At 35.8% G+C, this 16,119-nt stretch carries 17 protein-coding genes; 5 read left to right on the top strand and 12 right to left on the bottom strand.

Going from position 1 to position 16,119, the window contains the following annotated elements; genetic code table 11:
* Positions 1 to 29: 29 nt before the first annotated feature.
* The 4 genes from J2756_RS01245 to J2756_RS01230 all read left to right on the top strand — a co-directional run bounded on the left by J2756_RS01245 (position 30) and on the right by J2756_RS01230 (position 2,721).
* Positions 30 to 1,025 carry a calcium/sodium antiporter gene (locus J2756_RS01245; RefSeq protein ID WP_209581470.1) on the top strand — a complete coding sequence of 332 codons (996 nt, stop codon included), beginning with the start codon at positions 30 to 32 and terminating at the stop codon, positions 1,023 to 1,025.
* A 4-nt stretch (positions 1,026 to 1,029) separates the two neighbouring features.
* The gene (locus tag J2756_RS01240; RefSeq protein ID WP_209581467.1) at positions 1,030 to 1,455 is read left to right on the top strand and encodes a universal stress protein; all 426 of its coding nucleotides are present in this window, start codon (positions 1,030 to 1,032) and stop codon (positions 1,453 to 1,455) included.
* Positions 1,456 to 1,555: 100 nt separating this feature from the next.
* Entirely contained in the window at positions 1,556 to 2,026 is a 471-nt protein-coding gene (gene pyrI, locus J2756_RS01235; protein WP_209581464.1) for an aspartate carbamoyltransferase regulatory subunit, read from the top strand.
* Positions 2,027 to 2,316: 290 nt separating this feature from the next.
* On the top strand, positions 2,317 to 2,721 hold the full coding sequence (locus J2756_RS01230) for a secondary thiamine-phosphate synthase enzyme YjbQ (protein ID WP_209581461.1): 405 nt from the start codon (positions 2,317 to 2,319) through the stop codon (positions 2,719 to 2,721).
* A 203-nt stretch (positions 2,722 to 2,924) separates the two neighbouring features.
* On the opposite strand, the gene pheT is transcribed toward J2756_RS01230, so the two are convergent.
* The 12 genes from pheT to J2756_RS01175 form a co-directional block, all read right to left on the bottom strand.
* The gene (gene pheT / locus J2756_RS01225) at positions 2,925 to 4,622 is read right to left on the bottom strand and encodes a phenylalanine--tRNA ligase subunit beta (RefSeq protein WP_209581458.1); all 1,698 of its coding nucleotides are present in this window, start codon (positions 4,620 to 4,622) and stop codon (positions 2,925 to 2,927) included.
* A 457-nt stretch (positions 4,623 to 5,079) separates the two neighbouring features.
* Positions 5,080 to 5,436, bottom strand: coding sequence for a hypothetical protein (locus J2756_RS01220; protein ID WP_209581456.1), 357 nt, complete (start codon positions 5,434 to 5,436; stop codon positions 5,080 to 5,082).
* Positions 5,437 to 5,838: 402 nt separating this feature from the next.
* A complete protein-coding gene (locus tag J2756_RS01215) occupies positions 5,839 to 6,009 on the bottom strand; it encodes a hypothetical protein (protein WP_209581454.1) in 171 nt (56 codons plus the stop codon).
* A 612-nt stretch (positions 6,010 to 6,621) separates the two neighbouring features.
* Positions 6,622 to 7,440 (bottom strand): 4-hydroxy-tetrahydrodipicolinate reductase, encoded by an 819-nt coding sequence (dapB, locus tag J2756_RS01210; RefSeq protein WP_209581452.1) that lies wholly within the window; start codon positions 7,438 to 7,440, stop codon positions 6,622 to 6,624.
* Between the two features lie 58 nt (positions 7,441 to 7,498).
* Positions 7,499 to 8,845, bottom strand: a complete 1,347-nt coding sequence (locus J2756_RS01205) for an MDR family MFS transporter (RefSeq protein ID WP_245315907.1) — start codon at positions 8,843 to 8,845, stop codon at positions 7,499 to 7,501.
* A gap of 237 nt (positions 8,846 to 9,082) precedes the next feature.
* Positions 9,083 to 9,769 (bottom strand): DUF169 domain-containing protein, encoded by a 687-nt coding sequence (locus J2756_RS01200; protein WP_209581446.1) that lies wholly within the window; start codon positions 9,767 to 9,769, stop codon positions 9,083 to 9,085.
* An 86-nt stretch (positions 9,770 to 9,855) separates the two neighbouring features.
* Complete coding sequence (locus J2756_RS01195) at positions 9,856 to 10,500, bottom strand: TetR/AcrR family transcriptional regulator (protein WP_209581443.1); 645 nt, start codon at positions 10,498 to 10,500, stop codon at positions 9,856 to 9,858.
* A gap of 672 nt (positions 10,501 to 11,172) precedes the next feature.
* Positions 11,173 to 11,736, bottom strand: a complete 564-nt coding sequence (locus J2756_RS01190; RefSeq protein WP_209581440.1) for a sugar O-acetyltransferase — start codon at positions 11,734 to 11,736, stop codon at positions 11,173 to 11,175.
* 70 nt (positions 11,737 to 11,806) lie between these two features.
* Positions 11,807 to 12,751 (bottom strand): alpha/beta hydrolase, encoded by a 945-nt coding sequence (locus J2756_RS01185; protein ID WP_281063375.1) that lies wholly within the window; start codon positions 12,749 to 12,751, stop codon positions 11,807 to 11,809.
* A gap of 88 nt (positions 12,752 to 12,839) precedes the next feature.
* Positions 12,840 to 13,265, bottom strand: a complete 426-nt coding sequence (locus tag J2756_RS11675) for a 4Fe-4S dicluster domain-containing protein (protein ID WP_342593084.1) — start codon at positions 13,263 to 13,265, stop codon at positions 12,840 to 12,842.
* Positions 13,235 to 13,999: an aldo/keto reductase gene (locus J2756_RS01180; protein WP_342593083.1), complete on the bottom strand. Its 765-nt coding sequence runs from the start codon at positions 13,997 to 13,999 to the stop codon at positions 13,235 to 13,237. The genes J2756_RS11675 and J2756_RS01180 overlap by 31 nt, the downstream gene beginning before the upstream one ends.
* A gap of 310 nt (positions 14,000 to 14,309) precedes the next feature.
* Positions 14,310 to 15,248 (bottom strand): metal-dependent hydrolase, encoded by a 939-nt coding sequence (locus tag J2756_RS01175; protein ID WP_209581435.1) that lies wholly within the window; start codon positions 15,246 to 15,248, stop codon positions 14,310 to 14,312.
* 174 nt (positions 15,249 to 15,422) lie between these two features.
* Between J2756_RS01175 and J2756_RS01170 the strand changes: the two genes are divergently transcribed.
* On the top strand, positions 15,423 to 15,818 hold the full coding sequence (locus J2756_RS01170; protein ID WP_209581432.1) for a winged helix-turn-helix transcriptional regulator: 396 nt from the start codon (positions 15,423 to 15,425) through the stop codon (positions 15,816 to 15,818).
* Positions 15,819 to 16,119: the final 301 nt, after the last annotated feature.

Below are 16,119 nucleotides of genomic sequence, written 5' to 3'. Positions count from 1 at the left end.
GAAAAAGGAAAGATAATTCCGGTGAGAGTATGTACACATGGATCATAATGGTAGCGGCAATAATAGTATCTCTTTTGATAGTCATTAAATCAGCAGACTTATTCGTTGACAACATCGTGGATGTCGGTGAACACGTTGGAATATCCCAGGTAATTCTAGGAGTAACAGCATCTGCAGTTGGAACTTCCTTGCCAGAGTTTGGTTCTGCAATGATATCAGTGCTATCTGGAAATCCAGATATTGGTGTTGGTGTAGTTATAGGATCCAACATATGGAACATTGCTGCAATTTTAGGAATAACTGCATTTGTAGCAGGATATATAAAAACAGGAAAAGAAGAACTCAGAAGAGATGGATTAATGACCTTGATCACTTGTTTGATACTGATGTTCTTCATGTTGATAGGTAATGAGATAACAAGAGTGGCAGGAATCGTTCTGATAATTGCATATTTAATTTATCTGTGGCAACTTGTGAAAGCTCAGAAGAGGGACAACACAGAAAAAACTGCAGAAACAGAGAAATCCTCTGATGATGTGAAGGAAGTTGAAGATAAAGATTCAAAACCATTCAATAAGAAAAAAACAATTATTTTAACCATTGCAGGTCTTGCAGGACTTATAATAGGATGTCGTATTATGGTTTGGGCAGGGGTTGAAATTGCACACATGGCAAACATACCTGAAATGATAATCGGCCTCTTCGCACTTGCAATTGGTACCAGTATTCCAGAACTCGTTGTTACATTATCAGCTGCACTGAAAAAGCTTCACGGTCTTTCAATGGGTACCATACTTGGAAGTAACATTTTCAACATTCTTATAGGTATAGGTGTACCATCTTTATTCGTTGCAATACCAATTGAAAAGCTTTCAGTTACATTTGACGCTCCTTACATGATATTTGTAACTGTTTTACTGCTTCTACTTACAGTCAAAAACAAAAAGCTTTCAAGGTGGGGCGGATTAATTTTAATAGTAGTTTACCTAATCTATATAATAACAAGATTATCTATGACGATGTGATACCATGTACGAAAAAATTTTAGTTGCAACCATGGGAGATTACCTTGAAGAGATCTCCAAGCATACCTTGGGACTTGTTGAAGAAAAGGAATGTGAGTTAATAGGGATATATGTTGTTGATACTTCAGTTCCATTTCTTACACCCTCCAAGGTGAAGGAAATGATGAAGAAGGAACTGAATGAAAGGGGAAAGGACGTTATAAATAAATTAGAAGCAAAGTTAAAAACTCCAAACAGTACCTTCAAAGGCATCATTGTGGAAGGGGATCCTGCAAACGAGATAATAAAAACTGCAGAAAAGGAAAATGTTGACATGATCGTTGTTGGAACTGGTAAAAGCAAGATCGACAAACACTTACTTGGAAGTGTGACTGAAAAGATTGTTCACTCCGCACCATGCACTGTGCTACTTGTAAAAACGTATCAATAATAGATCTCTAAACAGGAACACATATTTGAAACTAATTTATATAAATAGTTCATAAGGTATGGTTAAAATTCATACAATGTACAAGTTACGAGAGGATTTGATGAAAACTCCAAAGGAACTCAAGGTCAAACCAATAAGAAACGGGACAGTAATAGACCACATAACAGCTAATCGGGCTTTAAATGTTCTTAAAATATTAGAACTACCCAATGGCGAGGCTGCAGTTACCATTGCAATGAACGTCAAATCATCCCAGATGGGAAAAAAGGACATTGTTAAAATAGAGGGCAGGGAACTGAAATCTAAGGAAGTGGACAAAATAGCATTAATCGCACCCCACGCAACAATAAACATAGTCCGAGAGTATGAAATCGTTGAAAAAGGTAAAGTACAACTTACAAAAAAGGTTAAAGGTATTTTGAAGTGTCCTAACCCTAACTGCATAACAAATGCCAATGAACCTGTGAAAACCCAGTTCTATGTTACAGAAAAGGAACCTGTAACCTTGAGGTGCTACCACTGTGAAAGGATGATGGTTGAAGCAGATATAGAGTCACAGTTTCGACTCTAAAAACTTCAAACCATTTCAATTACACAGGGATTAATCTGAATTGACTAAAATAATTTTTTATATATTTTATTTTATATTTTGTGAAATAAACAATGAACTTCTATTTTTATGAATTTAATTCATTATCTATACAGATTCAGTAATGAGTTTTGAAAATCAAGACCCCTGCATGGTCTTTTTAAAATTATTTTTTTTTATATCTGACTCCTCAAACAAATTTGAAGGATAAAGAACAAAGGTATAGTACAGTGAATTGAAGTTTTGAATGATATCTGAATGAGGATAAAAACATGCCAAAAAGAGAAGTTCTAGATGTTGAAACCCACGAAAGGGTTGAAGTAGTTGATATAACACGTCCTGTGAAGGATGCTGCACAGAGAAGTGGTATAAAAAATGGCCTCGTCAGTGTTTTCACCCGACACTCCACATCGGGTGTGGTTATAAACGAGAATGAATCTGGGCTCGTTGAGGATTTCAAGGATACCATTAATTCTCTCATTCCAAAGGGAGATTACAAGCACAACCGCATTGACAACAATGCAGATTCCCATATAAAGGCATTTCTAATTGGCAGCAGCGAAACCATCCCACTTACAGATGGTTCAATGGGACTTGGAACCTGGCAGAGCATATTCTTTGTGGAACTGGACGGCCCAAGACAGAGAAAGGTGGATGTCACAGTCCTGGGGGAATGAAATAATTTAGTGAGCTTGAAAAGAAGGATTAAGAAAAGAATAAAATTAAATGAAACCTTAAAAATCTTTTTTTATAAATCTTTCTTAAAATTTTTTTTAGATGAATATTTTTTATGACAATGAATATTGATGAGCTACTATAAAATAATTTAAAAAAAATGTTTAAAAATTTGAAATAAATTTCAAATTTAAACCATTTAACCTTAAATTCCTTTAAATTCAACTTCAAATGCAACAACTGGATAATCCATTTCGAAGTTGGTTATAACCTCTGGGTGTAGTTCTCCAAAGAATCCTGTGATCTGAACTGAAGCACCATCAGATCCTGAAGCATTTTCATCATAGCTGGTTTCCTTAACTCCTTTAATACCCGCACACCTTCCACCTATAAATGAAGGATGATCTAAGGATTCTATCTCCATTTTAAGCCCTAAATTCTGTATCATGGAATCTGTGATGGATTTTATCTCGGTGAAATTTGCAGTTGAATGAACAACAGCCCCTGCAAGTTTTTTAACTATTTTTGTATGGGTCTCAGTCTCCCCATCCATGTAAACAACATCTCCCACCTCAAATATTTTCTGGGGAAGTTCTTCATGCTTGTTGTCCTCTAAAAATTCCATTAAACCGTTTAATAAGCTTTTTCTTATCATGGTTCTGTCCTGAGATATTGGCTGAGCCACCATAACCCTATCATCCTCTGGAAGCCTCATATCATGGTAGTGGTGCTCCTCGTTGGTTAGCATTAAACTCATAACTTCGTTGAAGCCCATTCCTGCCATAACTTCCCGGACCCTATTTTCAAAAAACCTTGTTTTATCTTCATAGGCTATGGTTGCAATGTCTGGAAGCTCTGAGCCAATATCTCTGAAGCCGTAACCGATTGCAATATTCTCAATGACATCCACCTCATGAAGCACATCTATCCTGTATGCCGGCACAAGAACCCTGATTTTATCCTCAGATTCAGCCTCTGCATGGAGTCTTACACGTTTAAGCATTCTTACAACATCTTGTGCTGTTAGTTCTTCACCTATACGTTTCTGGGCATTTTTAACACTCACATAGATCTCTTTAGGAGTTAGATCAGGTGTTTGAACCTTTTTATCATCGTATACCACTTTAACGGTTTTTATTCTGCCGCCTGCCTCTGCAAAGGAGGTTGCAATGATGTTGAGTGCGTAGTTCACAGCCCTCTCGTTGGTACCTGTTACATCGATGAAAACATTTTCAGTTTTTGTTGAAAGTTTTGTAAGGTCCCCGTTTATTATTGGGGGCATTGAAAGTACATTTGCCTCAGAATCCCTTATAAGAGGATATTTATCGAATTTTTCAAGAAGGTGTGCATACTTTTTTCCCTTCTTATGACACTCAAGTATCTGACGGAGTGTCATTTCTTCAGTCATTTCCAGGGCCAAGAATGATTCAGAATCTGGATCTGCAGCTATGTATGAAAATGGGGGTTTTAAAACGTCCAGGTTGTGAATTCCAATGGCAACTTTCTTTCTGTCCCTTCCAAGAACCCAGTGCAGGTCCTCCTGAAAGTCCATCAGCTGAACGAGTTTTTCATCATTTATACTGATACCCTCAACTATACAGCAGGAAGTGTAGGGCCTTATATCCTTAAGTCCGGGGTCCACGGTCATGCTCATGCCTGATGGGGATGTTTCATAGGAGGGTATTCCCTCTTCAATATCAAGCATTCCCTTGAGGGTTCTTGTTATTCCCTCCACACTGTAGTGGTCTGGTCTGTTTGGGAAAAACTCAACCTTCAAGCATTCATCATCATAATCCTCTATATCACTCCCAATCATAGGGAGCATATCTATTAGTTCGTTTTTTGGAATTTTCTGTCCTAAGGCTTCGTCAATATCTTTGTAGGTAAAGTTTATAACTGGCATTTCAATCTCCTACTTCAGTTAAAAATATAAGTTGATAAAAATGGTATTTCTTCTTTGATTTTTGTTCAATTAACTACTTTGAATATCTATTTTGATATTATAAAAAATGATCCCAAAAGGTAAGGGTATTGAATGGAAGCTTAAAACCAGTCCTATAACAACAAAACTTATCAATTAAAACCTTTAGTAAGATTTCTTTCTTTACAATTTCAATATTAAATTAAATAATATAAGTATTATTAATTTTTAAGCCTATTAATTTAGGTTCTGAAGTTCAAGATTTATAATCGTTAGACAATTAAAAAGATTATTTTCTAACTTTAAAAATAGTATTGAACAATTATTTGACTTTAAAAAATTAATTAAAACGATGATATTAAAAGTTTTATAAAAAAGGAATTTTAAAAAAATATTCTGTTGAACCTTCCAATCCTTTGTATCAGATCTTAAACCAATATCATGCAGAAAGAACCATGATGAAGAAGAATGATTCAATGACGAAGTGAAGTGATCTATGATACAGTGGCTTTAATTCAAGTCCTGAAAGTTCATGGTAGAGATCTATCACCATGTGGATCGTTGCAGCCAGTATTCCAATTTCAAGTGACCAGAAGACCAGTGAAAGCACCACGAAGTGGAACATTGCCTCCATGGCTTCATGAACCACCCATAATCTTATATTTGAAGCAACAAACCCTTTTATCAGACCTGCAAGTAGTATGTAAAAGTCGAATAGAAGATGCCACATTATTTTACTGTGGACTTCATCGCTTATTGCAAGGACAACTGCTATATAAAACCACAGAATTTCCATTGTGTTATCACCGTAAATTATAGGTCAGGAAGTAACAATATAAATGATATCAAACACACCCCTAAAATCTGCTAAGTAAGTTAACTTAGTGGTGTAACTTCCTTTATATAAGGAAAAGGGGTTCTTCTTAAATAAAGTTATGGTTGAGGTCAATTAAATTTCTAACTCTTTAAGGTGATCTGACTCTTTTTTAATGTTATTTAATCTCTTCTCCAAATTATCCCCTAAAAACAAATTTAAACCTATTTTACTGTATTTGAGTGGCAACCTGATCCCCTCGGGGGATCAAAGAATTGCTCAATTCGGCCTGACTCGGTAAAGACCTGGAGCTGAACCCCCATAGGTGTACCACAGGACCTGGAATTCGTCCAATAATCATTGCAGACTGCAGGCTCGTTGGTGTTAAATTGCAGCTGGCCCGGGTACTGGGTGGGGAGCTGGAGGATGTGCAGGTGGAGCCAGGCTGGGCTGGACGGTTTTCAAAAGAAGTATATAGTTTGAGAAACTATTTTCAATGGATCCAACACAGTAATATCTTTCACTAAAAGAAGATGTTTTATAATTTGCATCCATATAATTAAGTAAAATGCCCATTTATTAGTTTAAAGCTTTGAAGAGGTTGTAAAATGTCATTGAATAGAGTGTTTTTTTTCTCATTAATGTTGTTAATTGGTGTGTTTCTTTCATATTTAGGTTCCGGAAATCCTGGAGCTTTAGTCGTTTTTTTAGCTGTTGTTGCGTCCTTTTTGGCTTCTAGGTTGAATCTTTTTAACTTTAATCATGCACTTTATTATACAAGTCTGTCATGCCTATTTATAATTCAAATTATAATACTAATTAACAATTACTTGTTTAAAATGACCTATTTACAAAATACTAGCCAATATGCAATTTTCATATTAGCTCTCATTTCGCCCATTATTATCTTAATACTACTCCTTAAACCCAATAACTCCAATAAATCTTCAAATAAAGATATTTCATGATTACAAAAAAATTTAAGACTATTTCATATTTGGATCTCCACAATTACAGGTGGGGCCACAGACGGGCTGAAAACTTTTAATAAAAGATTTATACTTTGACGAACGATTTTTAAATGAAGGAGGTACAGCACCCTATTATTCATAATGTGCCGTATATTCAATTATAATGTATTAAAATAAAAAAAATAGCCTTCTATTTTTATTTTATACCGAGAACATCCTTCATATCGCTAATTTTTCCTTCAGGAGCTTCAATAATATATTGTAATGCTTTAATTACTCCTGTTACGAAAACCTGCCTGCTGTGCGCCCTGTGGGTGAGTTCAATTCGTTCTCCTTCCCCTGCAAAAAGTACTGTATGATCTCCAACAATATCTCCGCCACGAACTGCATGTACTCCTATTTCTTCAGGAGTTCGTGCACCTACAATCCCCTGCCTACCATAGACACAAGTTTCATCTTTATTTTCCAGTGCCTCTGCTATAATTTCGTAAGCTTTAACAGCAGTTCCTGATGGTGCATCAGTTTTATGCTTGTGGTGAGCTTCTATTATTTCGATATCATAATCATTGAGGATTTTTGCCAGGTCTTCGATAACTTTAAAAAATACATTTACGCCCACTGCCATGTTTGGAGCAATAACTGCTTTTATCTTATTTTTTTGGATAGACTCTTTAATTTCACTTAATTGTTTTTCTGAAAATCCAGTTGTACCTACAACTACATTAACTCCACATTCTGCCGAAGTTTTAATTGTACCCACGGCTGTGTTTGCTATAGTGAAATCAATGAGAACATCTGGCTTCTTTTCCTTTAAAACCTCAGCAAGTTTTTGTGCACCATTTACTGGAACATCAATCTTTCCTACACCTATTACTTCACCTACATCCTTTCCATCAAGCAGAGTATTTGGTGATCCTACAGCTGCCACAACTTCCATATCTTCCTCTTTAAGTATGGTTTTAATTATTTTAGAACTTATTCTTCCACCTGCGCCTGTTACAGCCACTCTAATCATTTTATCAATCTCCAATTAAAAATTTAATTATATCATGATTTAGTAGGTGCATCTCCACCTAAGGGTATTCTTTAAGGAAGAATGCAACAATCAATCCTGCAAATGCCACTATTATGGCCGCAAGGAAAATATTCTGGATAGAAAGTACTAAAGCTTGAGTTTTACTTGCAGTGACTGCATTTGAACTTCCTAAAGTGAAATTCATTATGTATCCAAATATTGGAACGAATACAATGGTACCAACATTTCTGAAAAACCGCATAGACGCTGTTACAATACCTATTTCTCGCAGTGTAAATGCATTCTGCACTGCTACATTGAATATGTTATAGGACATTCCTGAACCAATACCAAGGACAGTTGAATATGCTACCAGCAGATAATAAGATGTATTCTCATTCATTGTAGCGAGGAGCACAACTCCTATTCCAGTTATGATAAACTCAGCGATAACAAGCTTTTTATATTTCCCAGCCTTTGATATGATTTGTCCAGTGATTATTGAGGTTATTGTAAGGCTAAAAAGCATGGGAATCATGATAAGCCCTGAATTTGTAGCACTCATGCCTAAAACGCCCTGTGCAAACAATGGAACGTAAATTATCCCACAAAACATCAATGCACTTGCTAAAAAACTTTCTACCGCTGATACACTGAATATTGAATTTTTAAAAAGACATAACGGTAAAATAGGTTCTACAGCTTTTTTCTCAGCCAAGACGAAGCACGTAAACATGACTACTGAAAATACAAGGAGTCCAGCTATATCAGTTAATGGATATGTATTTTGATCTCCTGCAAGTGTTATTGCAAGGAACAGTGAACTTAAAGCTAATGTAAAGGTGATGATCCCAGAGTAATCAATGACTTTTTTAACATCCGGCAATTTAAAGTTTGGAAGAGAATAAAGAATCAGGGTTACAGCAGCGATCCCAACTGGAACATTTACGAAAAACACCCATCTCCAGCCGAAGGTATCAGTAATTACACCACCAAGAATTGGTCCCAAAACATCTGCAAGCCCAAACACTGATGCAAGTATCCCCATGTATTTAGCTCTTTCCCTTGGACTGAAAATTTCTCCAACCACAATAAATGGGAGGGATATTAGAATTCCGCCCCCAATTCCCTGAAGTCCTCTAAATAGGATCAGTTCAAACATGTTGGTTGCAAAACCACACATGACTGAAGTTACAACAAATGTGATGATCCCTGCAATTAAAACATGATTCCTACCGTAAATATCAGATAATTTACCAAAAAGGATTATTGCAATGGTTGAAGTTAACATGTAAGATGTAAAGGGCCATACATAATATTCCATCCCATGCAGACTGTTAATAACCTTGGGCATAGCTGTTAATATTATTGAATAATCGAAGGCAGCTAAAAGGAGCCCCACCATTAATCCCGCCATGACCAGGATTATTTGATCTTTAGCAAGGTTATAATGGCTTTCATAATTCATAGTTATCACTTCTGGCCTATTTTTACAGTTATCATCCTTAATAGATTTTAGCAATTCCCTAAGGGGTTTAAATTCTTTTTTTAATTACATGATTTTCAAAAAAAGCCTCAAACGTTTCATGTTTTGGCATCGAAAATCTTCGATTTTCAAGTGATGTAATGATTATTTGGAAAATTATTCTTCCTTAAAGAACATTTTAGTTCGCATCTCTCTCAAATTAGAAACTATACGGGGCAAATCACTTGCAGGAATACTTACCATAATTTCTTCTGGACTGATATTCATACTCTGCCTTGATGCCACATCTCCAAATCCATAAGTGACTTTTCCAGTCATATAAGGTGATGCGGCCATTGAACTGCATACAGGAACTGCGTCAGCACCCATTCCATGTTTTCCTGAATCATATGAATTTGCATGAAGTATTTCCATTCCCTGTTGGGCATTGCAGAGTATGAATATCACATCGGGTTCAAATTCTGCCTTGTTCAAAGGAGAGAAAATGATTGCATTAAAAATTCCAGGGTTTATGTATATTTCATTTTTTCTTGAGCGTTGCACTGCAGGAATGTCCTTATATAAACCCTTTGGAACCATAAATGCACCGCTTTGTACATTTGCAGGGTATTCATGCATATCCTTAAGTCCAGAGTATCTTGCACCACCCATACATTCCTCTTCTTCTAAAGTTGCATAGAATATTTCACCATCCATGGCCTTTATAAGCTTATTACAGAATCTTGATTTTCCTTCTTCCTTTTCAACGTTTTTTGGCTCTTTCACAGACCATTTTATAGCTACTGGTTCGTTTTCCAATTTAAGGATTTCATTTAAATTTTCCCCTAATTCCATATTATCCATTTTAACACCTCTTCACCCACGTGAATAAACTCATTTAGGTAACATTAATTCCATGAATTCAGCTTAAGATACTCCAATAGTTATCCCTACTTCCTTAACATATGAAGAAATAAATCCCCTATATCTTTGCCAAATTTCTCTCCATCAATTTCCCTGCCTTCCAGTAGCTCTTTAGCCCAGTCTCCCATATTCACCGTACCATTGTATATTACTGATAGGAGAATGGCTGCTTCCACAGGATCCACATCTGGTCTGATTTCGCCCTCATCTATACCTTTTTGTATTGAATCTATTCCTATGAACATTATTTCTTTAAATAATTCCCTTACTTCCTGGAATTCTTCACTACTCGTCATTTTATCCATATCAAATTGTTTTTTGATTGATGTGGGGGAATACAGCAACCTGAAATAATCAGGATATCTATTAGAAAACTCTCTATTCGCATTTCCATATAATACAAACTTTTCTAAACCCGTATTCCCTTTTTCAACCTCTTCTTTAACCATTTCAGCCCAAATTCGAGTACCACGTAAACACACAGCAAAGTACAATGCTTCTTTATTTTTAAAATAAAGGTAAAGAGTACTTTTACCAAGCCCAACCTCCCCTGCTATTTCATTCATTGAAACTTCATCAAAGTCTTTATCAGCGAATAATTTCCTAGCAGCATTGATAATATCATTTTGACGCTGTTCTCTTTCTCTTTCCTTCCATTTTGCAAGTGACATATGATTTCACCTATATCGATAAATGACTGAAGATCATATTTATGACTTTTAATCTTAACTATGACCCAATGGTCAGTTATATAACTCATGGTCATTAAGATTATATAAAGATTTTGGTTTAAAATAGAATACATGAGCCTTCAGCTCGATTTTAAAATATATTCCAGCCTGTGGCTACTAACCCGTAGCTGGGAGCATATAATAATAATAATATTGCTCTAAGTGAAAATTTCAAGTGTAAAAAGACCCATTATCCATAATTTCACAGATTATGGAGGGGATCCTTAGGTTCAATTCCTCCATTGGGTCCTCTTAATCATCACCCTAAAAATGCAACGGGGCTTGATAGGATGTCGAGGTTGATATTCTTCTTCTTTTAATAAAAATAGTAAATGATGATAATGATCATACGGTTTTCTGCCTGAAGGGTGCGGGTGGAACCAAAGACTGGGTGGACACTTTTTGAAAAAAAATGTTTACTTTGACAAGGATTTTCAACGGGAGGAGTGCAGCATTCAATATTATCCCCTAGAATACCCTAATAATTCCTTAAATTCCCATTTGGATAATTTTACTCAGATTATTCCATATTTTCCTTATATCAAATTGTAAATACTTTCTTTTCGTTTTAACCCATCAATGAACAGGTAAATCTGCGAAAGAAATTTTTCATTAGATATTTTTGATAACTTTTGCTGGAATACCTGCCACCACAGTATTTGACGGAACATCTTTCGTGACAAGAGCGGCAGCGGACACTACAGAATTTTCCCCAATAGTAACACCGGGCATTATCATAGCGCCCACACCTATCCATGCGTTTTTCTTGATTAAGATAGGAGTTGATATGGTGGATTGTCTTTCAGATGGATCCATGGGGTGGTTGGTTGTAATCAGATTGACTTTAGGCCCAACTAAAACATCATCTTCTATTGTTATACCTCCTCTATCCATGAAAGTGCAGGCGTGGTTGATAAACACATTTTTCCCTACTCTGATATTTTTACCAAAATCAGTGTAGAAAGGAGGTAAGAGCCAAGATGTTTCATCAACGTCTACCCCGGTCAGCTGGGAAAACAATTTTCTGACTTCTTCCTCATCATGGTATGAATTATTTAATTCTGCAGTGATTCTCTGTGCTTCGATTATTACATCCTTGATCTTATAATATTCTGGATCGTTTAGTGAAATTTGTTCACCTGATTTATCACGTTCAAAGATATCTTTTGGTTGCATTTTACCACTTTTAATCCAATACTTACTTATTTTCACTTAAAGCTCTGTTTTTTTTTACAGTTCATTATTTTTATTTCAAATTTTCTGTAAAGAATGATTCCAATTTGTCAAATGGAATTAAGTCCGTTTTATCGTACAAATCAACGTGTCCTGCTTTTTGAACTATGTAGAGTTCTTTGGGTTCTGCTGCCAATTTGTAAGCGTCTTCACTGAAGTATCGTGAGTGAGCGTGTTCTCCTATGACGAACAGGATTGGTCGTGGTGAGATTGACTTAATGTGAGTAAGCAGTGGGAAGTTCATAAAGGACATGCTGCTCGTCATGGTAAACTGACTAATTGAATTGGGGTGGTATCCACGAGTTGTAGAATAAAATTCACCAAACTCTCGACCGATAGGGTCTGTATTATCGTCAAATCCAATAGGTGCTCCTCGAGGAGTCAGTACGGGCTCGTTACCCTCAAACTCTGCGTACCTCTGCTCAGCAACTGTATCAAGTATGTTATTGCGCTCATCTTCAGTAAGTGAATCCATGAATCCTTTAGCTGCCACACGGGCTATATCGTACATGCTGACAGTGGCAACAGCCTTGATACGTCTGTCAACCTGCGCTGCGCTGATTCCAAAACCACCGCTACCACATATACCAATAACTCCAATTTTATCCCTATCCACAAATGGACGGGTGCCTAAATAGTCAACAGCTGCACTGAAATCTTCCACGAATAGATCCGGTGAAGAAAGGTGCCTTGGCTCTCCACCGCTGTATCCATTGTACGATGGGTCAAATGTAAGAGCTACAAAACCATGTTCTGCCATGTTTTGGGCGTATATACCAGGGCCCTGCTCTTTAACACCACCATAGGGTGCACCCACAATAATGGCTGAGTGTTTTTGTGACTTATCAAAGTCCTTTGGCAAGTATAAATCTGCCGCAATTTTGATTCCATACCGGTTATTATATGAAACAGATTGTCTCGTTACCTTATCGCTTAGTTCAAAAATGTAGTTATCCATTAATTTTATCTTTGACATTCTATTTTTCTCCTAATTTCTAATTTAAATAAATATAAATCTTCATTGATCCTGCAAAACCATTAAAAATTCATTCGTATAACTCTTTAACCTTCTTCATTTCTTGAATTATTGGAATACCCTGTGGGCAGTGTTCTTCACATGCACCGCATTCAACACATGCGGATGCTCTTTCATTTTCCATTATAAGGGCCATATAATGAAATTGGTATTCTTCCTTTGTTTCTGGACTACCAAAAAGGAAATAATCATTGTACTTTGCGAAATTTTCAGGAATATTTACACCAGAAGGACACGGTAAACAGTAACCGCAGCCAGTACAGTTAACCTTCAATTTCTCTTCAAAAACTGATTTAGCCTGATCTATAATCCCTAATTCTGTATCGGTTAGTGAATTGGGATGTGCTTCTTCTGCAATTTTTAAATTCTCTTTAACGTGTTCCATGGTGTTCATTCCACTCAAGATCACTGACACTTCAGGGTGTTCCAGACCCATCTTAAAGCCCACTCTGCAGGGGATCTCTTCATATCTGACCTGTTAAATAATTCTTGAACGTCTTGTGGAATACTGGTAGCTAACTGTCCACCTCTTAAAGGCTCCATAACAGCCACACCCAACCCATTCTTGTATGCATATTCTAAACCCTCTTTTCCTGCCTGGTAATCTTCATCCAGATAATTGTACTGAATCAAACAGAAAGACCAGTCGTAATGGTCAACTACCTCTTTAAAGAGTTCAATTCGGTCATGAAATGAAAACCCGGCATGTTTTATCCGTCCATCACTAATGGCCTGATCCAGAAACTCCTCAAAGCCCAGTTCTTTCAGGTTTTCCCAGTAAGTTTTGTTGATACCGTGAACCATGTAAAAATCAATGCAATCTGTTTCCAGGCGTTCCAACTGTTCATTTAAGTATCTGTCCATATCTTCTCGGGTTTCTATTGCCCAGCTTGGGAGTTTGGTTGCTATTTTCACCTTTTCCCTGTAGCCGTCTTTCAATGCTTTTGCTAAAAATGGCTCACTTGCACCTCCCTGATCCAAACTAACTCCATGATATGGGTACGCAGTATCAATAAAGTTCACACCATGGTCGATGGCATAACGAAGCATATTTATGGCATTTTCTTCATCAATGTTACTTGGATCATCTCCAATTACAGGAAGTCGCATGCAGCCAAAACCTAAAACTGAAACTTTTTCATTTGTTTTTCCAAAATCTCTGTATAACATGGAATTCCTCCGTTTAATAAAAACGATTTTGATAAATCTTTAATTTAATTAGTAAAATGTACACTATTTTTTAATTTATTTAGTAAAATTTGCACTGTTTGGAAAAGTTTTCTAAACATTATATCTATTCAAAAATTTATTTATAAATAATGATAAAAAAACTCACATATTAAGAAAGTATTAAACTAATTTAAAGTAATTTTTCTAACCCATGGGTAATTACCATTTGGTAAGTAGCGAAATTAGTAAACAATTGAATCTTACTACATTAAAGAATATTCTCTAAAATAAAAAAATAGGTGAAAATCAGTTATAGGGTCACTGTTATGTTGTTGCTGCGATATCCATCGTCTGTAACATCGAAGTAGGTTAACTTCCATTCCTTCCCATTGTAGCTAGCATTGATACATGGATCATAGGCATCCCATCTGAAATTTCGAATTTCAGGAAGTCCCTCTGCTTTATCAACAGCTTCTTGAGCCGACTGCACAGTGCCTCCATTTACAGTTAGACTTTGAACCCTTTTAACATCTGATCTTTCTTTATCCAGTGTATTGTACCTAAATGAATAATATGTGCTGTTTGAACTGTCACTTTGAACCACAGTCCATGTAAACATGTCAGCTGTAGGATAAGCTGCAGAATAAACGAAGTTTCCACTTACAGGGTTTTCATCAAGGGCAAGATTCTTCTCATAAGCCCTAATACCGCCAAATGAAACCAGGATTATCATAAAAATTACCATTGCAGCTTTCTTGTATTTCATATCCAGTCTTAAATAAAGGATCAACAGAACAACAAGGGCTATAACTGCTGCTGTAACATCGATGTAGTAGTATATTTCAGCACTGAATCTTTGAAGTGTGAAGGGATATAAAAGAGGTACGCCCTTTGAAGTTAAGAAATCCAGGAACAAATGGGTAATAGCACCAAAATATGCTATTCCAACTGTTTTTAAATTGAATTCAACAGATATGTCCCGTCTTATTATTTTACCTATGAATCCGTTGATACTCCTTCTGGATATCACATACAAAAACAGCGATGAAGTAATTGCAGCAAAGATAAAAGAATGTGTAATTCCCCTGTGTGAAAAGACAAAGAGATAGGGAACTAAAAATCCAATCCACGCTATGAAGATTGTATCAAGGTCAATTGAAATACCACCAAAAGCCCCTTCAAGTTTATTCTTGCTTTTAAGAGCAAATAAAATAATATATGGAACCAGAAAATGTGTAAAAAAGTCCATTATCTATATCTCCTCTAGTTTTCATGTGATTCATTATATGATCCTCATTTATTCAATTCTCAAAGATCTATTTATAACCGACCATAAACAAATTATTATTTAAAATATAAAACTAAATTAAAGTAATTTTCCTAACCTTTAAGTAATTACCCTATGGTAAGTGGAGGAATTGGTATGGCTCAAGAGGATTATTATTTCAATGAAGTTTATAGAACCATCGATGATACATTTAGTTATCTCAGGAAAAAATGGAATATTCAAATAATCAAAGGATTATTCTGTGATTATAAACATTTTAAAGACTTTCTAAAACAGCATCCAACTCTAAGTAGCAAAGTTCTTTCTGAAAGATTGAAAGAGTTAGAACAGGAAGGTATAATTGAAAAAAAAGTAATAAACACCGCCCCTATTCAAACTGAGTACTGCTTAACTGAAAAAGGTCGCAGATTAAATAAAATAATCTTTGAACTCTTTAACTTTGCTTTAGACGAAGTTGATATGAATACTGAAGACCCTAAAAGAAAAGAGAAATCCAAACAAAATTTAAGGGCTTGTTTGAACATAAAATAATTTTTAAGTATAACTAATCATCCCAGTTATTCTCCTAAATTTCAGATTTTTTTTACTATTCAATTCCCAGGCTGAGTTGCAATATTTCAAGGATTTGGAGTGGAGTTGATTTTCTTCTTTCTGCTTTGTCATTGAATATTTTTTTTCTCACAGTGTTCTGCATTCCATAAACCAATCATCAATTTTTCGTTCTCAGGGAGGTTTAGAATAATCTGATTTGCATATTTTCAGCATTTTTGAAGGGGTTTTATTCACGGCAATGCAAAAATCAGCCATTGAAAATAAATATTGTTTCTTTGAA

The organism is Methanobacterium aggregans (assembly GCF_017874455.1).
In the GTDB taxonomy this organism is placed as follows: Archaea; Methanobacteriota; Methanobacteria; order Methanobacteriales; family Methanobacteriaceae; genus Methanobacterium_C; species Methanobacterium_C aggregans.
Note: the sequence above shows the minus strand (reverse complement) of the source record. Positions and strands in the feature narration are given on the sequence as shown.

What these genes read in the sequence shown, in the direction of transcription:
- J2756_RS01245 (WP_209581470.1), top strand. Translation starts at nt 30, where the DNA reads ATGTACACATGGATCATAATGGTAGCGGCAATAATAGTATCTCTTTTG.
- J2756_RS01240 (WP_209581467.1), top strand. Translation starts at nt 1,030, where the DNA reads ATGTACGAAAAAATTTTAGTTGCAACCATGGGAGATTACCTTGAAGAG.
- pyrI (WP_209581464.1), top strand. Translation starts at nt 1,556, where the DNA reads ATGAAAACTCCAAAGGAACTCAAGGTCAAACCAATAAGAAACGGGACA.
- J2756_RS01230 (WP_209581461.1), top strand. Translation starts at nt 2,317, where the DNA reads ATGCCAAAAAGAGAAGTTCTAGATGTTGAAACCCACGAAAGGGTTGAA.
- pheT (WP_209581458.1), bottom strand. Translation starts at nt 4,622, where the DNA reads ATGCCAGTTATAAACTTTACCTACAAAGATATTGACGAAGCCTTAGGA.
- J2756_RS01220 (WP_209581456.1), bottom strand. Translation starts at nt 5,436, where the DNA reads ATGGAAATTCTGTGGTTTTATATAGCAGTTGTCCTTGCAATAAGCGAT.
- J2756_RS01215 (WP_209581454.1), bottom strand. Translation starts at nt 6,009, where the DNA reads ATGGATGCAAATTATAAAACATCTTCTTTTAGTGAAAGATATTACTGT.
- dapB (WP_209581452.1), bottom strand. Translation starts at nt 7,440, where the DNA reads ATGATTAGAGTGGCTGTAACAGGCGCAGGTGGAAGAATAAGTTCTAAA.
- J2756_RS01205 (WP_245315907.1), bottom strand. Translation starts at nt 8,845, where the DNA reads ATGGTGGGGCTCCTTTTAGCTGCCTTCGATTATTCAATAATATTAACA.
- J2756_RS01200 (WP_209581446.1), bottom strand. Translation starts at nt 9,769, where the DNA reads ATGGATAATATGGAATTAGGGGAAAATTTAAATGAAATCCTTAAATTG.
- J2756_RS01195 (WP_209581443.1), bottom strand. Translation starts at nt 10,500, where the DNA reads ATGTCACTTGCAAAATGGAAGGAAAGAGAAAGAGAACAGCGTCAAAAT.
- J2756_RS01190 (WP_209581440.1), bottom strand. Translation starts at nt 11,736, where the DNA reads ATGCAACCAAAAGATATCTTTGAACGTGATAAATCAGGTGAACAAATT.
- J2756_RS01185 (WP_281063375.1), bottom strand. Translation starts at nt 12,751, where the DNA reads ATGGATAACTACATTTTTGAACTAAGCGATAAGGTAACGAGACAATCT.
- J2756_RS11675 (WP_342593084.1), bottom strand. Translation starts at nt 13,265, where the DNA reads ATGGGTCTGGAACACCCTGAAGTGTCAGTGATCTTGAGTGGAATGAAC.
- J2756_RS01180 (WP_342593083.1), bottom strand. Translation starts at nt 13,999, where the DNA reads ATGTTATACAGAGATTTTGGAAAAACAAATGAAAAAGTTTCAGTTTTA.
- J2756_RS01175 (WP_209581435.1), bottom strand. Translation starts at nt 15,248, where the DNA reads ATGGACTTTTTTACACATTTTCTGGTTCCATATATTATTTTATTTGCT.
- J2756_RS01170 (WP_209581432.1), top strand. Translation starts at nt 15,423, where the DNA reads ATGGCTCAAGAGGATTATTATTTCAATGAAGTTTATAGAACCATCGAT.